Origin of the sequence: Klebsiella sp. CN_Kp113, from assembly GCF_040064585.1 — a bacterium.
Classification (GTDB): Bacteria; Pseudomonadota; Gammaproteobacteria; order Enterobacterales; family Enterobacteriaceae; genus Klebsiella; species Klebsiella michiganensis.
Genome location: NZ_JBEAID010000001.1, coordinates 252611 through 267077, shown reverse-complemented (window position 1 = coordinate 267077; position 14467 = coordinate 252611). Strand labels below are relative to the sequence as shown.

The 14467-nt window shown below is 49.7% G+C and carries 21 protein-coding genes and 1 tRNA gene; 21 read left to right on the top strand and 1 reads right to left on the bottom strand.

Features of this window, described 5'->3' with window-relative positions; all coding sequences use genetic code 11:
- Positions 1-39: 39 nt before the first annotated feature.
- From ABLV30_RS01470 to ABLV30_RS01395, 16 genes are all read left to right on the top strand, one after another.
- Complete coding sequence (locus tag ABLV30_RS01470; protein ID WP_348865502.1) at positions 40-909, top strand: antA/AntB antirepressor family protein; 870 nt, start codon at positions 40-42, stop codon at positions 907-909.
- On the top strand, positions 906-1970 hold the full coding sequence (locus tag ABLV30_RS01465; protein WP_348865501.1) for a DUF968 domain-containing protein: 1065 nt from the start codon (positions 906-908) through the stop codon (positions 1968-1970). The genes ABLV30_RS01470 and ABLV30_RS01465 overlap by 4 nt, the downstream gene beginning before the upstream one ends.
- Positions 1971-1988: 18 nt before the next feature.
- Positions 1989-2819, top strand: a complete 831-nt coding sequence (locus tag ABLV30_RS01460) for an antitermination protein (protein ID WP_348865500.1) — start codon at positions 1989-1991, stop codon at positions 2817-2819.
- A gap of 209 nt (positions 2820-3028) precedes the next feature.
- The gene (locus ABLV30_RS01455; protein ID WP_110230578.1) at positions 3029-3220 is read left to right on the top strand and encodes a TrmB family transcriptional regulator; all 192 of its coding nucleotides are present in this window, start codon (positions 3029-3031) and stop codon (positions 3218-3220) included.
- Between the two features lie 148 nt (positions 3221-3368).
- Positions 3369-4418: a site-specific DNA-methyltransferase gene (locus ABLV30_RS01450; protein ID WP_348865499.1), complete on the top strand. Its 1050-nt coding sequence runs from the start codon at positions 3369-3371 to the stop codon at positions 4416-4418.
- Positions 4409-4484 (top strand) — tRNA-Thr (locus ABLV30_RS01445). Before ABLV30_RS01450 ends, ABLV30_RS01445 begins: the two co-directional genes overlap by 10 nt.
- Positions 4485-4794: 310 nt before the next feature.
- Positions 4795-5220, top strand: a complete 426-nt coding sequence (locus ABLV30_RS01440; RefSeq protein ID WP_335268039.1) for a tellurite/colicin resistance protein — start codon at positions 4795-4797, stop codon at positions 5218-5220.
- Positions 5217-5372: a DUF3927 family protein gene (locus ABLV30_RS01435; protein WP_271098169.1), complete on the top strand. Its 156-nt coding sequence runs from the start codon at positions 5217-5219 to the stop codon at positions 5370-5372. Before ABLV30_RS01440 ends, ABLV30_RS01435 begins: the two co-directional genes overlap by 4 nt.
- 312 nt (positions 5373-5684) lie before the next feature.
- Positions 5685-6074: a phage holin family protein gene (locus ABLV30_RS01430; RefSeq protein WP_064155618.1), complete on the top strand. Its 390-nt coding sequence runs from the start codon at positions 5685-5687 to the stop codon at positions 6072-6074.
- Entirely contained in the window at positions 6064-6342 is a 279-nt protein-coding gene (locus tag ABLV30_RS01425; protein ID WP_048323743.1) for a phage holin family protein, read from the top strand. The genes ABLV30_RS01430 and ABLV30_RS01425 overlap by 11 nt, the downstream gene beginning before the upstream one ends.
- Positions 6342-6971 carry a glycoside hydrolase family 19 protein gene (locus tag ABLV30_RS01420; RefSeq protein WP_168434788.1) on the top strand — a complete coding sequence of 210 codons (630 nt, stop codon included), beginning with the start codon at positions 6342-6344 and terminating at the stop codon, positions 6969-6971. Before ABLV30_RS01425 ends, ABLV30_RS01420 begins: the two co-directional genes overlap by 1 nt.
- Position 6972: 1 nt before the next feature.
- Entirely contained in the window at positions 6973-7209 is a 237-nt protein-coding gene (locus tag ABLV30_RS01415) for a hypothetical protein (RefSeq protein WP_168434789.1), read from the top strand.
- The gene (locus ABLV30_RS01410) at positions 7206-7478 is read left to right on the top strand and encodes a hypothetical protein (protein ID WP_168434790.1); all 273 of its coding nucleotides are present in this window, start codon (positions 7206-7208) and stop codon (positions 7476-7478) included. The genes ABLV30_RS01415 and ABLV30_RS01410 overlap by 4 nt, the downstream gene beginning before the upstream one ends.
- On the top strand, positions 7435-7632 hold the full coding sequence (locus tag ABLV30_RS01405) for a hypothetical protein (protein ID WP_223367108.1): 198 nt from the start codon (positions 7435-7437) through the stop codon (positions 7630-7632). Before ABLV30_RS01410 ends, ABLV30_RS01405 begins: the two co-directional genes overlap by 44 nt.
- A 462-nt stretch (positions 7633-8094) precedes the next feature.
- The gene (locus tag ABLV30_RS01400) at positions 8095-8649 is read left to right on the top strand and encodes a hypothetical protein (RefSeq protein WP_348865498.1); all 555 of its coding nucleotides are present in this window, start codon (positions 8095-8097) and stop codon (positions 8647-8649) included.
- Between the two features lie 129 nt (positions 8650-8778).
- A complete protein-coding gene (locus tag ABLV30_RS01395) occupies positions 8779-9024 on the top strand; it encodes a DUF2560 family protein (RefSeq protein WP_048268042.1) in 246 nt (81 codons plus the stop codon).
- Positions 9025-9098: 74 nt separating this feature from the next.
- Here the strand turns inward: ABLV30_RS01395 and ABLV30_RS01390 are convergent, their stop codons facing one another.
- Positions 9099-9560: a hypothetical protein gene (locus ABLV30_RS01390; protein WP_348865497.1), complete on the bottom strand. Its 462-nt coding sequence runs from the start codon at positions 9558-9560 to the stop codon at positions 9099-9101.
- Between the two features lie 198 nt (positions 9561-9758).
- Here ABLV30_RS01390 and ABLV30_RS01385 point away from each other — a divergent pair, with 198 nt between their 5' ends.
- The 5 genes from ABLV30_RS01385 to ABLV30_RS01365 all read left to right on the top strand — a co-directional run bounded on the left by ABLV30_RS01385 (position 9759) and on the right by ABLV30_RS01365 (position 14461).
- Positions 9759-10115 carry an HNH endonuclease signature motif containing protein gene (locus tag ABLV30_RS01385; protein ID WP_135720353.1) on the top strand — a complete coding sequence of 119 codons (357 nt, stop codon included), beginning with the start codon at positions 9759-9761 and terminating at the stop codon, positions 10113-10115.
- A 182-nt stretch (positions 10116-10297) separates the two neighbouring features.
- Positions 10298-10762 (top strand): phage terminase small subunit P27 family, encoded by a 465-nt coding sequence (locus ABLV30_RS01380; protein ID WP_014838137.1) that lies wholly within the window; start codon positions 10298-10300, stop codon positions 10760-10762.
- Positions 10716-12452, top strand: a complete 1737-nt coding sequence (locus tag ABLV30_RS01375) for a terminase TerL endonuclease subunit (RefSeq protein ID WP_348865496.1) — start codon at positions 10716-10718, stop codon at positions 12450-12452. Before ABLV30_RS01380 ends, ABLV30_RS01375 begins: the two co-directional genes overlap by 47 nt.
- A gap of 6 nt (positions 12453-12458) precedes the next feature.
- Positions 12459-13778, top strand: a complete 1320-nt coding sequence (locus tag ABLV30_RS01370) for a phage portal protein (protein WP_049131802.1) — start codon at positions 12459-12461, stop codon at positions 13776-13778.
- Positions 13754-14461 carry an HK97 family phage prohead protease gene (locus ABLV30_RS01365; RefSeq protein ID WP_014838140.1) on the top strand — a complete coding sequence of 236 codons (708 nt, stop codon included), beginning with the start codon at positions 13754-13756 and terminating at the stop codon, positions 14459-14461. The genes ABLV30_RS01370 and ABLV30_RS01365 overlap by 25 nt, the downstream gene beginning before the upstream one ends.
- Positions 14462-14467: the final 6 nt, after the last annotated feature.

The following is a 14467-nucleotide window of genomic DNA, read 5'->3' as shown; positions in this document are numbered from 1 at the left end:
GCAGGCCCTTTCGTCACGTCAGAGTGTATGGAGATAAATATGGCTCACCATGTTATGGGCGTAGCTGCGCCTGTTGATCATCAATTACATCAAATCATTCCGGTAACCCAGGGCACTATTGGCGAACATTCAGCATCTCTCGTCAGCGCCAGGCGGTTGCATGAATTTCTTGCAGTCGGTCGTGATTTCACTAACTGGGTCAAGGGTCGGATAAGCCAGTACGGTTTTGTTGCTGGCGTTGATTTCGTCATAGTGGAAAATTTGAGCTCGCCAAAACCGGCGAGCGCAAAATCCCGGCAACAGCTTGAGCATGACTACCTGATCACCATTGATATGGGCAAAGAGCTGGCAATGGTTGAGCGCAATGAAAAAGGCCGCCAGGTAAGACGCTACTTCATCACTTGCGAACAGCAGGCAAAATCAGCAGTAACGCCGGCACACCCGGATTTCTCCAATCCCGCATTGGCAGCGAGAGCATGGGCAGACGAATATGAAGCGCGGCAGCGGGTTGAAGCGTTAAACCATCGACAGGCGCAGTATATCGATCACCTCGAAAATCTGTTTACTGACGGCTTGTCTCCCGTACAGTTTTGCAAACGTCTGAATGGGGTCAACGTTAGCAAGGTAAGTGCGTTCCTGCAGGGGGCAAACTGGCTCTACGATGACAACCCTCAGGGGAATCATGCGCAATGGCGAGTCAGGTCCCAGGTCAGGGATAAATATCTCACCGAGAAAAGCACGAAGGTTTCACCGAGCGCTGCTGCCAGTTTCACAACTTATCAGCCGATCCTTTTGCGCGATGGGGCAGTTTGGCTTTATCGCAAGTACCTCAAGGGGCAGCTTCCGATGAAACAGTCCTGGAATGGTCAATATACTCACGACAAAGAGCTCTCAGGGGGAATTCAGTGAGAGCATTGTTGACCCCTGAGATTGTATCACGCCTGGGGATTGTATTGTTTAAGCCTGGGCGCGAGCTAATGCATCTTTTTATCGGCGGGCGCGTTCTGATTGAGCGCCAGCCCGATAAGATGAAATCCCTGCCGACCGGACGGATCCCTGATGCGCGTCAACCGCTTGCCGAACTGGACATATTGCGCGTCTTTTTCAGTGATGAACGCGTATTGAATGCTGCTGGTGGTATTAACGCGCTTGAAGCATGGCTGATCCGGAGATTTAAAGAATGCCAGTACCCTCATTCGGATTACCATCATCATGAGGTTGTAACCATGCGCCATCCCCCTGGCGCGATAGTGGTATGTTGGCATTGCGACCGGACACTGGCAGAACAGACTACGGTTCAGCTGTCAGAACTGGCTTACCGGAACGTCGTGGATTGGGTTATCGACATTGTTCTAATCAGTCTCGGGTATAACAAGGAACGCGAGCTATCAATGGCGGAGCTCTGCTGGTGGGCGGTGAAGTCGGGTATTGGCGAAGCCGTTACTGAAACGATGGCACAGCACGCTTTAAGGCTTCCAAATGAGCCGTTTCTTTCCGTCTATAAAGAAAGCGACATTGTCCCGTCGGTACCCGCGGTCGATATTTTTCAGGAATTGGTGAAGGGACTAGGACTGCCAGAAAGCGGTGTTATTGACGAGTTAGCTGAAGAACCTCCGGAATACCATAAGCCAGTCCTGAAGCTGTCTATCGATCCCGAAAGCCCGGAATCATTTATGCTCCGGCCTAAGCGGCGTCGCTGGGTCAGTTCTGAATACACCCGATGGGTAAAAACGCAGCCATGTGAATGCTGCAGACAGCCGGCTGACGATCCACACCACATCATAGGCCATGGCCTGGGAGGAACCGCAACTAAAGCCCATGATCTCTTCGTGATCCCACTGTGCAGAGTGTGCCACGACGAATTACATGCCGATGCACCAGCATTCGAACAGAAATACGGTACACAGTTAGAACTGTGGGCGCGGTTTTTGGATCGGGTAATGGGTATTGGTGTCATTTTAAAAGCATGAGTGTATGGAGTGCTGAGCATGAATATTGAATCAATTACCAAATTTTTCGCGCCTAAAGGAATGCATATTTCCGACAGCGGCCGTGCAACCGCCAGCGAACAACTCACTGTGACAGATGTAATGGCTGCTCTGGGGATGACTCAGGCAGAAGCAGGAATAGGTCTGTCTATGTTTTTGGGTAAGGCGGGAATTAGTGAACATGACAGAAAGGCATCGGTCAGTTGGTTAGCTGAATACGCAAAAACAAAAGCCCCCAGGGCGATAAGAAAGGCAGCAGGGAAAAAGTTTCCGCTTTGCATGGTGATCATAGCTAGGTTTGCTTACAACGATTATGCATCGTCTGCAGCTGACAGCGTTGATTGCCGGAAATGTTCTGGTTCAGGCTTTATCAAAAAATCCACAATGGTGGAAAAAAGCCATTACACGATGAGATTGCCGCAATGGGCAAAAGACCTCCGCCAGTCACCTTCCGACTTTGAAGTAAAACGGCAGGTAGAAGATATCGATCATATTCTTTGCTTCAAATGCAGTGGGACCGGGAAAATCAGCAAGCGATGCCAGTGTGGTGGCACGGGAAAAACGCTGGACCGCAAAGAGTCAGAACTGCAGGGAGTGCCAGTCTACAAAGTATGCAAACGTTGTGAAGGGCGTGGTTATAGTCGCCCTAAGTCATCAAATGCCTACAGGGGCATGTTATCCGAGCTTCCTGGTTTGCCGGAGCGAACCTGGCGATATAGCTGGAAGCCTTTCTATGAAAGCCTGGTCACTAAATGCTTTGAGGAAGAGAGTTATACCGATTCACAGCTGAAGCGTGTGACAAGGGTGCCTGATCTGATAAATATCGCATAATTTAGCGACACGTTACTTGCAAAGTTGCCGATTTTGTGTAATTTTATCTATAACGATGGGCTTTGTATGTTCAACGTTGATGAACCCGCAAGTGAGCGGGTTTTTTTATGGGCGTAAATCAAGAAAATCGGCTTCTATTTCAATTGGTTCTTGCTGGATGCCGTCACCAGAGTTATCTGTATGTCACGCCACCTTTTGAGGTAAAAGACATGCTAAATCAGCAAGATATGACTGAAACAGCAAAAGCTGTTTTTAATGAGCTAAGCGATAAACCGGCTACGGCTGGGGAGATTGCGCAGAACACACACCTGACGCGCGAACGTTGCCAGTTAATACTGACGCAACTTGTGATGGCAGGTTTATCGGAATATCAGTTTGGATGTTATAAGCGCCTCCAGTAATGGGGGCTTTCTGCTGTGAAAATGGGCGGCTGGTGGGTGTTAGAGCACTCACCAGCCATTCGCTCATGTAGAAGGTCACAAGCGAACCAGGGCCCACTGCTTTAGCGCAAAAGCATAGTGAGCCTAACAGAGTTGCGCTTACTGATCTATGAAAAACACTGTAAAAATATCCAGTATCGAATTCATCAATGCTGATTGCCTGCGATACCTCCCAACGCTACCCGATAACTCCATTGATCTGATTGTTACCGATCCGCCTTACTTTAAGGTGAAGCCAAACGGCTGGGATAACCAATGGAAAGGGGACGAAGACTATTTACGTTGGCTGGATAGCTGTCTGGCACAGTTCTGGCGAGTGTTAAAACCTGCCGGCAGCATGTATCTGTTCTGTGGGCACCGCCTGGCAGCGGATATAGAACTGTTGGTGAGAGAGCGATTTAACCTGCTCAACCATATCATCTGGGCCAAACCTTCGGGACGCTGGAACGGATGCAACAAAGAGAGTCTCCGGTCATATTTCCCAGCGACGGAACGTATCATTTTTGCCGACCATTACCAGGGGCCGTTCAAGCCAAAAGATGATGGATTTGCCGCAAAGTGTAATGAGTTAAAACAGCATGTCATGGCGCCTCTGATTTCTTACTTTCGGGATGCCAGGGAATCTCTCGGCGTGACGTCAATGCAGATTGCAGAAGCCACAGGTAAGAAGAATATGGTATCCCACTGGTTTGGTCTGAGTCAGTGGCAGCTGCCGAACGAAGCTGATTACCTGAAGCTGCAGGCGCTGTTCCAGAAAATTGCTATGGATAAATACTCCCGCAGCGAACTGGGCAAGCCACACCACCAGCTTGTGGCGACATGGCAATCACTTAACCGTAAGTACTCTGAACTTCAGCAGGAGTATTACCGGTTACGGCGACCATTTAGCGTATCGGTCACGGTGCCATATACCGACGTTTGGACGCATAAGCCTGTTCAGTTCTACCCAGGTAAGCACCCATGCGAAAAACCTGCCGATATGCTCCAGCAGATCATTACTGCAAGCAGTCGGCCGGGGGAGGTCGTAGCTGATTTCTTTGCTGGTTCTGGTTCAACGCTAAAGCAAGCTGCTCTGCTCGGGCGGCGTGGGATAGGCGTTGAACTGAAAACCGAGCGGTTTGAACAGACGGTCAGTGAAATGCGCAATTTGCTGGTTTAGCTCAGTAGGTAGAGCGCCTGCCTTGTAAGCAGGATGTCGGCGGTTCGATTCCGTCAACCAGCACCAGAATGGTAGCGGGGCCAGCGTCTGAAGCGAATCCCGATCACGATGCGAAACTTACATGTCCCAGCTGACCGCAAAGTGACTCCAAAGCAGGGCCACAATTTGAATCTGCGGCAGCTGAGGCTGGCCGCTCCGTATCAGTGAGCGGATCCACCAGGCTCGCATTCGCGGGCCTTTTTCGTATCTACGCCACGCTCGGCGTTATTTAACCACAGAGCCTTTCAGGGGTGAGCCATAGGGAATAGTCAGTGTGACTGTCTCTGTGGGCTGATCATTCCTGAGCGCTGGCTCACCCGCTAAAAGGAAAGTCACTATGTTTGGTATCTTTAAAAAGAAAGCCCGTAAAGCTGTTGTTGAAGTGAAAAAAATGGAGAACCGCGATGCAGTAGAGGCAACGGTCTGGGGCGCATACTCGATTGCGTATGCGGATGGCACCTGTGACGCAAAAGAGATTGCAGTGCTGGAGAAGACCATTTCGGCACTCCCGGCGTTTGCACCATTTGCTGGTGAAATTGCCCAGATGAGTTCGAACATTCGCTCTCGTTACGAAGCTTCCCCGCGTTCCGCTAACGCCGAAGCTATTCGTCAACTGGCTGATGTTGCCGGTACCTCTGATGCAGTGGACGTTCTCTGCCTCTGTCTGGATATTGCAGATAACGACGGCATCGGGGAAGAAGAAGAGAAACAACTGAAGAAGATCGCCCAGGCTCTGCAACTTCCTCTGGACCAGTACCTGTGATCGGTAAACTTCGCTGGGCCGCCGCCGCGGTGCTTTTGTTCTTGGTGGTTGCTATCGACTTCACCAGCAAAATGATGTCCATCCTGGCAGATGGCGTGCTGGTGGCCGGAGTAATTGCTTTACTCTGGCCGTTAATTAAGTCCAGTGAATAACACTGTCAAAAGTGACTTTTAAAAAAAAATTCGCTGAAACAGCCGATCGGCCTTCTTAACGGAAATTTTTCGCCAGCGACCCTGAGATAATCACTGGGCCAGAGGGGCAAAAGTGACTTTTATCGTTAAGAGGAGATTGTATGTACTGGACGTGGATCTTGCTGGGGTTAGCCGTGATCGTTTTCTGGCAGCGCTGGATGTAGCAATAACAAAAGGCCCACTGATGTGGGCCTTTTCTTTACAGCCTGTGGAATAGGCAGGCTAATTTATTCCCCTCAACTGAGAGGAACTCACAGCAAAAGAGGGGGCTAAATGTCCGATCCAGTCTCTGGGACTACGATTGCGGCTGGTGGTCTGATGGGGGCCAGTATGTTTGGCCTGGCTACCGGGATTGATTACGGCGTTGTGTTTGGTGCGTTCGCCGGTGCAGTTTTCTACGTGGCCACAGCAGCGAATATTTCACGCGGAAAGCTGGTGGCGTATTTCATGACGTCATTCATTGTTGGCGTTCTAGGCGCCGGGCTGGTGGGCTCAAAGCTATCAAGCTGGACCGGCTACAGCGATCGCCCGCTTGACGCACTGGGCGCCGTGTTGCTTTCGGCGATGATCATTAAAGTGCTGACGTTCCTTAACAGCCAGGACCTGAATAGCTTGTTCAATATGCTTACCCGGTTCCGGGGAGGAGGTTCAAGTGGTAAATGATCCTTCAGCGCTGGCGAATGCAGTCATTTGCGCAGTAATTGTTCTGGCCCTGATGTTCTACCAGCGTGGTGGCTCCCGGCACAGACCGGGAATATCTGTTCTGGCTTATCTCATGGTGCTGGTTTATGCCAGTATCCCGTTCCGCTTCCTGTTTGGTCTATATGAGTCATCCCACTGGCTGGTGGTGCTGGCAAACATTCTTATCTGCGGTGCCGTTCTCTGGTTCAGAGGGAACGTCGCACGTCTGGTTGATGCACTGAGGCACTGATGAACCAATCACAATTTCAAAAGGCGGCTGGTATAAGCGCCGAGTTAGCTGCGCGCTGGTATCCGCATATTACAGCCGCGATGAAAGAATCCGGTATTACCACTCCCCTGGCTCAGGCGATGTTTATTGCTCAGTGCGGGCATGAAAGCACCGGGTTCAGCCGTCTGGTCGAGAGTTTTAACTACAGCATTGCAGGTCTGGCTAATTTTGTTAAAGCCAAACGCCTTACGCAGGATCAGGCCAATTCACTTGGGCGCCGGCAGAGCGAGCCTTCACTCCCATTACAGCGTCAGCGTGCAATTGCCAATCTGGTGTACAGCAAGCGGATGGGTAACAACGCCGCCGGTGATGGTTGGCTCTATCGCGGTCGCGGAATTATCCAGGTCACGGGGCTAAACAATTACAGAACCTGCGGTGAAGCCTTAAAGGTCGATTTAGTTGCTCAGCCAGAGATACTGGCTCAGGACAATTATGCCGCCCGCAGCGCAGCATGGTTCTTTGCGACGAATGGTTGCCTCAAATGGGACGGAGACCTTGATCGAGTGACCCAGATTATTAATGGCGGGCAAAATGGTATTGATGACCGCCGTGCCCGTTTCCTCAAAGCTAAATCTGTCCTGGTGGTGTGATATGCAATTAATCGAAAACTGGCAATCAGCCTGGAAGATGTGGTCTGTTCGCATTCTGGCTGTTCTGGCCATCGTCGCTACGTCGTGGGCCGCGGCACCGGATAGCGTGAAAGCGTTAATACCGGATCAGTATCTGGGTTATGTCGTTGGTTTTGTCTCTGTCTGCGCTGCTATCGCCCGCATTATTAAGCAGTTCAGCCTGGCAGGCAGTGGCATCAATACGGATCAGCAGCCATGACCACGATGGAAATCATTGTAGGGGCTATTGCTACGGTGCTGGCTCTGATATTCGGTGCATTTCACCTCGGTAAAAGCCAGGGAAAAGGCATCGCTACTGCTGAGGCCGAGACACAGAATGCAGAAAATATCGCCGCCGGTAATGCAGCCGTGGCAGAACGCCGTGTGGAGGTAACGAAAGGGGCCAGCGATGTACAGCAGACTGTTAGCCATATGCCTGATGACGATGTTGATCGGGAGCTGCGCGAAAGCTTTACCCGCAAAACCTGAAGTCATCGACACCGCCTGCGACTGGGTGCGGATCATCTACCTGACCGACCACGATATCGACGTGCTGGACAAGCAGACCAAGCGCGACATTCTGGCGCACAACAAATCAGTGTTGGCTAACTGCCCACAACCAACCGAAAAGGCTACGAAATGATTGCAACCATAGGAACCATTATCGTTTGGGCGCTCATTGTTGCGGGTGGCGCTGTAGGGTTGTTGTGCGCATTTATCGGGCTTATGTTCCTCATCAACTTCCCCATGCGCTAACCCCACTAAGGGATAATCCAATAGCTATCCCCACCCGAGGATACAGCCATGAAGAATTAAAGCGGATAGACCGCAACCGAAAGGCAGAGCAGCAGTCATGATGCTGCCCCGAGTCGCGTAATGGCGAGCCTGTGTAGTGATGGGCAAGTGTTCATAGATAACAATAAGCTCCGGTAAAGCAGCGCGAATGCTAAACGTGCACCGGTTATCAGCGGCGATGATGCGACAGCGACTCAAGGGCATGAGCGTGGCCACTCCGGGAAGTGGCAAAGCATTACAGGAGCTATTCACCAGGTGGCGGCCCTAATATATTTTGTTAGAATAACCTCATAACTAATGTGAGGTGGATATGGATGCTAGTTATATAGCTTATGAAACGCTCGTGGCTAATCGCAATGCAGCTGAGTGGGCGTTTTGGTCAATGATTGCTGCATTTATTAGTGGCACTGCAAGCGTAGTCACTTTGATTTTTGCTTATAGAGCCCTGACAACCTGGCGAGATCAAGAAAAAACAAAAGTAAAAATGGAGTTTAGACTTGCGATCAAACAATTAAGAGTCGCCTTGTTAAATATGCCACTAAACCTTGACCGAGATGAACTTGAGGAAGAGAGGGAGCAGGTTATTGTGAGGTGGCTTTTTAAAGATGTCGCTCTCATAAGTCAGCAGATAGATGCTGGAGAGCAGAAAGTGCAGAGATTTGATAACCTTCTTAGCATCTTTGACGCCTGCCAGTCGTCTTGGCTTGCTACTGAGCACTTATTTGATGGGACTCAACTTGCTAGAGACTGGATAATATTTGAAGACGACTTTGAACATTATATCAACGGCGAAGGGACTAAGGCACCATTAGTGCAGTTGCTTAATAAAATAACATCTTCACGATTTGTCTTTGATTCAAAATAACCACTACCTTGCAATTTATTTAGATATTAAAAAGGCCACCCACAGGTGGTTTTTTTAATGGCACTTCAGAAGCCATTCCGAATAGTGACTTTGATAATGCTCCCCACATCGCATAGAGGTAAGACAGACATGGCAGACATCACACCAGCAGAACAGATACGCCTGAACCTGCTTTCAATCCTGAACTACGATACAGCAGCTGCAGCTAAGGCTATTGCATTCGTACAGGACAGTCAGTTGAAGTATCAGATTTTCATCCAGCAGTACAACCGGGTTGTAACCGAATCTGAAGTGGTTGCGAAGACCATCAAAGCGATTCAGGAAGCCACCGAAGCGCTGGCGCTGTTTGATACAGCCTCAGAGCAGATTAGCTAGTAAAGCAGAATAGGCACTCTATGAGTGCCTATGATAATATTAATTCTGTTTTATTATCAAAGCTCTTGAATCTGTCATTGTTGTCCAGGTGTCAACGCTATATGTCCTTTATCAATAAGTGATGATATTATTTCTTCGAAAATTTTTTTCCCACGGTATTCGTTTTCGGTCTTACAAATGTAATCGCTTGAGAAAACATCTTTCACGATATAGCCGTCTTGCGTTATGAATATTTTTAACACAGAGTGAAATATATCTTCTTCTCTAAAAAAGAAATGCATTTCTATACACGAAGCAACAATCGGTGGGAAGTCATAAAGCTTTAGAGACTCTTTGCACTCAAGTTTTAAATTGAAATGTGAGAGGTCGATGGTGAGGTTGTTCTCTATAATAGAAGCGGATGCTGCTGCGCTTACTAAATCATTGTTGTTGATGTAAGATATTAATTTGTTTTTTAAGTTTAATGTTGAGCTTATCTCCGTGCAACATTCATTTTTTATATTTGAAAATACTTTGTAAACATTTTCAATTTCCATAATTGTCCTTATTGCTGTGCTTGGTTTTCATTAAACGTCTTGGGATAACATGTACGTTATACCAAAGACAAAAGCCATGTTTTATTTAATATAAGAGAATAGCCCAAGGTGACTATTAAGAGTAAACTTAATTATATAACCTTTTTAAATTAAAGTTAGAAACATAAGAAGTAACTTTTATAAGAGGTAAGCGAATTAATGTATTCCAATAAGAGTAGCGAACCTCGTATTTACGGCAGCAAATGGGGCCGTGAACGTCTTATCTTCCTTCGTGCGCACCCCTTGTGCGTCCTGTGCCAGGAGCAAGGCAGGGTAACACCGGCAACGGTGGTTGACCACATCATCCCGCATAAACTGAAAGAAGCCCTTCGCTCTGGTGACTGCCAGGCAATAGCGAAGGCGCAAAAACTTTTCTGGAGCCGAAAGAACTGGCAAGGGCTGTGTAAGCAGCACCACGACTCAACGAAGCAGCGAATGGAGAAGCGTGGCACCGTGATCGGCTGCGATGAAAACGGGATGCCACTGGACCCGGCTTCTCATTGGTTTAAGGGATAACCATTATCAATACAATTCAAAAATGATTGTCATTTAAAATAATTATCATTTGAATGATATCGACTCTCATCTGATGGGGGGGAGGGGCGGGTCAAAAGTTCAGAACCTTGAACCTAAATGACCGCCGCCCATCCTTTTTGTGCACAACCGCGAAATGAAAAGTTTTTTTCCGGGAGGTTCCGATGGCAGGAAGACGCCCGAAACCGACCCACCTCAAAGTGGTCTCCGGCAACCCGGGCAAACGTAAACTCAACGATAAAGAACCGACTCCGGCGCGAGAAATTCCAAGCCCGCCGGCGCACCTGACCGACTGGGGAAAGGTTGCCTGGGGAAGGTTGACTGTTCTCCTTGACGGGATGGGGGTGTTGACTGTTGCCGATACCTTAGCCCTTGAACGGCTATGCGATATTTACGCTGATATCCTTCAGTTGCGCGACACCATCGCAGTAGAGGGAAGAACCTATACCGTCCAGACCGAGGGTGGTTTTCTTATCAAAGCTAACCCGGCCGTTTCGATGCTGGCCGATGCCGACCGCCGTTTTAAAAGTTACCTGGTTGAATTCGGTCTGACGCCAGCGGCAAGGACGAAGGTGAAAGTGAATGGCGAAGACCCCGAAGAGGACACGCTCGACAAGTTCTTCGGTTGATCCAGCAACCCAATATGCGATGGATGTAACCTCGGGCAAAGAACTGGCTGGTCCTGACATACGTAACTCATGCCAGCGCCACCTCAACGATCTGCAGTCATGTCATGCCCGAGGTCTGCACTGGGATGTTGAGGCGGCGCAACGCTCGATTGACTATTTTGCTAAAGTTCTGAAGCTCAATGGTGGTGATTTCGAAGGCGAGCCTTTCGTGTTGCTGCCATGGCAGTGCTTCATCGTTGGATCTATTTTTGGCTGGAAAAACGCCAGAGGTTTTCGCCGGTTCCGAATGGTTTACGTGGAGTCCGGGAAGGGATCCGGGAAATCCCCTCTGTCTGCGGGTATAGGGCTTTACTGTCTCACTGCGGATAAAGAAGCACGCGCTGAAGTTTATGCCGCTGCCACGAAGAAAGACCAGGCCATGGTCCTTTTCCGTGATGCGGTTGCGATGGTGGATCAATCTCCAGCTCTTTCCGCACGTATTCAGAAATCAGGTGGTGCCGGGAAGGAATGGAACCTGGCTTTTCTTCAGTCTGGTTCTTTCTTTCGTCCAATCAGTTCAGATAACGGGCAGTCCGGCCCGCGACCACATTGCGCTCTTATTGATGAAGTTCACGAGCATAAAAGCAATCAGGTTGTTGAAATGATGCGTGCCGGTACCAAAGGTCGTCGGCAGGCGCTGATTTTCATGATCACCAACAGTGGGCACGATAAAACGAGCGTCTGCTATGACTATCACGAATACGGCCGAAAGGTTTCTGCCGGTTCGATAGAAGATGACAGCTTTTTTGCCTTCATTTGTTCTCTGGATGAAGGAGACGATCCTTTCAAGGATGAGTCCTGCTGGAAGAAAGCTAACCCTTCGCTGGGTCACACCTTTGAAGAAAGCTATCTTCGTGAGCAGGTGACTCAGGCCCGCGGGATGCCATCGAAAGAGAGCATCGTCAGACGTCTTAACTTCTGTCAGTGGGTTGACGCGGCTAATCCGTGGATGAGCAGTGATGTCTGGATGGGTTGTGAGGAGAGCTTTGATCCAGATGAACTGGAAGGTGAGGAATGCTATGGCGGTTTAGACCTGTCCGGATCGCGTGATTTGACGGCACTGGCGTTGTTTTTTCCAAAACAACGTAAGTTGCTGGTGGAGTTCTGGACCCCGAAAGATACGTTACTGGAACGGGCCAAAACGGACCGGGTACCTTATGACGCCTGGGAGCGCGATGGTCACATCCACACTACGCCAGGCAAAGCGGTGAAATACGGCTTTGTTGCCCAGCGTATTGCCGATCTGACGGAGAAGTTTGATATCAAGGCCATCGCCTTCGACCAGTATCGCATTAAATATCTTGAGCCGGAGCTTGAGGAAGCATCTGTTTCTGTTCCCTTAATTCCTCATGGGCAAGGGTATTACAAAGCGAAAGATTCCGGGCTGTGGATGCCTCACTCCATCGAATTGTTTGAAGAGTTGCTTGATGACAGCGTCATTATCATCAGGACGAACCCTTGTCTTCGCTGGAATGCGGCTTCAGCAGTGACGGAGGCTGATCAGAAAGAAAACCGAATTTTTGCCAAGAAAAAAAGTACCGGGCGTATCGACGGCATTGTAGCGGGCGCTATGGCAATCGGTGCCTCCGAAGGCTATGAGGATGATTCTGGCGATATCGACGACTTTTTCAGTAATCCCATCATTGTGTGAGTCACCATGAATAAAGAGAAGAAGCCAGGCCGGATAAAAAGCGCCGTTCGCCGGTGGCTCGGCGTACCCATCTCACTTACCGACGGTGAATTCTGGGCTGCTTATGCTGGTGGGCAGTCCGCAGCAGGCAAATCTGTTACGGTTGATAAAGCCCTGCAGTTATCGGCAGTGTGGTCATGCGTAAGGTTGTTATCCGAAACCATCGCGACTTTGCCTGTTGGTTTTTACGAAAAAACGGCTGATGGTCGCCAGAGTGCAAATGATCACCCGCTTTATGAGCTCCTCCATAATCAACCGAATGCTGACATGACCGCTGTGGAGTTCTGGGAAATGATCATGGCCAGCCTTCTTTTATGGGGGAATGCTTACGCGGAAATCGACCGTACCGGGAAGCGTATTACCTCGCTTGTACCGCTCAGGCCAGAAAGGATGAAGGTTGATTTAAGCAAGAGCGGAGATCCAATTTATACCTACCGTGACTGGCCTTCAGGTACATCCCGAAACATTGATGAACGGGACATCATGCACATCCGTGCGTTCAGCACCAATGGTGTCATGGGCCTGTCACCTGTCAGTTATGCCCGACAGACACTTGGTCTGGCAATGGCAACAGATGAAGCCAGCGCCAAAGTTTTTAAAAACGGTATGCGGCCCAGCGGCGTTCTCTCAATGGATCAGATCCTGAAAAAAGAGCAGCGCAATGAAGTACGTGAAAGCATGGTCGAACAATTTTCTGGATCCATGAATACCGGGAAAATGATGGTTCTTGAGGCGGGAATGAAGTTTCAGCCTGTTGACCTCAACCCGGAAGACGCCCAGATGCTGCAGTCCAGAGCATTCAATATCGAAGAGATTTGTCGGTGGTTCAGAGTATGGCCGGGATTGATTGGACATAGCGCCCAGGGGCAGACGATGTGGGGAAGTGGCGTCGAACAGATGCTGATTGGCTTTTTAACGTTTTCACTTCGTCCATGGCTGACCCGTATTGAGCAGGCGATTCGTAAAAGTCTCCTGGCGCCGGGAGAAAGAAATAAGTACTTCGCGGAGTTTTCTATCGAAGGTCTCTTACGTGCCGACAGCGCCGCCCGTGCCGCTTTTTACTCAACGATGACCCAGAACGGTCTGATGACCCGCAATGAAGCACGGCAAAAAGAAAACCTTCAGCCAAAACCTGGCGCTGACCAACTAACCGTTCAATCCAACCTGCTGCCGATAGATCAGCTTGGCAAGTCCGGCGACAGTGAATCGGCCAAAAACGCATTGCGGGAATGGCTTGGCATTAAATCAGAGGAGACGCCGGAATGTACCGGAAAAACGCAGCCATGAAAGTAAAGGCATTCGACTTCGACATTAAGGCCGTCAACGATGACGGCCTTTTTTCTGGGTACGGTTCTGTCTTCGATGTGGTGGATAGCTACAACGAAGTCGTGGCGCCGGGGGCTTTCCTCGAAAGCATCGAGGAAACACGGGCGAAGGGGAGAACGTTCCCGGTTCTCTGGCAGCATCGCACCGGCGAACCCATTGGCAACTGGGATATTTCGACCCTCAAAGAAGATAAGCATGGACTGTTTGGCGAGGGGGCTTTGTGGCTTGAAGACGCGGCCTACGCGAAAACCGCCTGGCGGGGCATGAAAACCCGTGCCATTACCGGCCTTTCCATTGGCTATTACGTCCGTGAGTCAAATTACGATGAGAAAACCCGGATCCGCACCTTAACGAAGCTCGACCTGGTTGAAATCTCCATTGTTACCGTGCCGGCCAATGATGATGCGCGTATTGACGTCATTAAGTCGAAGCTGTCACACGGTGATCTTCCTTCCTTACCTGAATTTGAGAAGTTCCTGCGAGAGGCAGGTTTCTCGAAAAGTCAGTCCGCCGCGGTCGCCTCCCGCGGACTGTCCTATCTGCTTGACCGGAGTGAGTCCGGGGGCGAAGACGGCGAAACCAAAGCGGCTATTGCGGCGATGCGCCAGCAACTGAGCCAGTTTTCTCTCCCAAAAATTCTCTAAGGGATT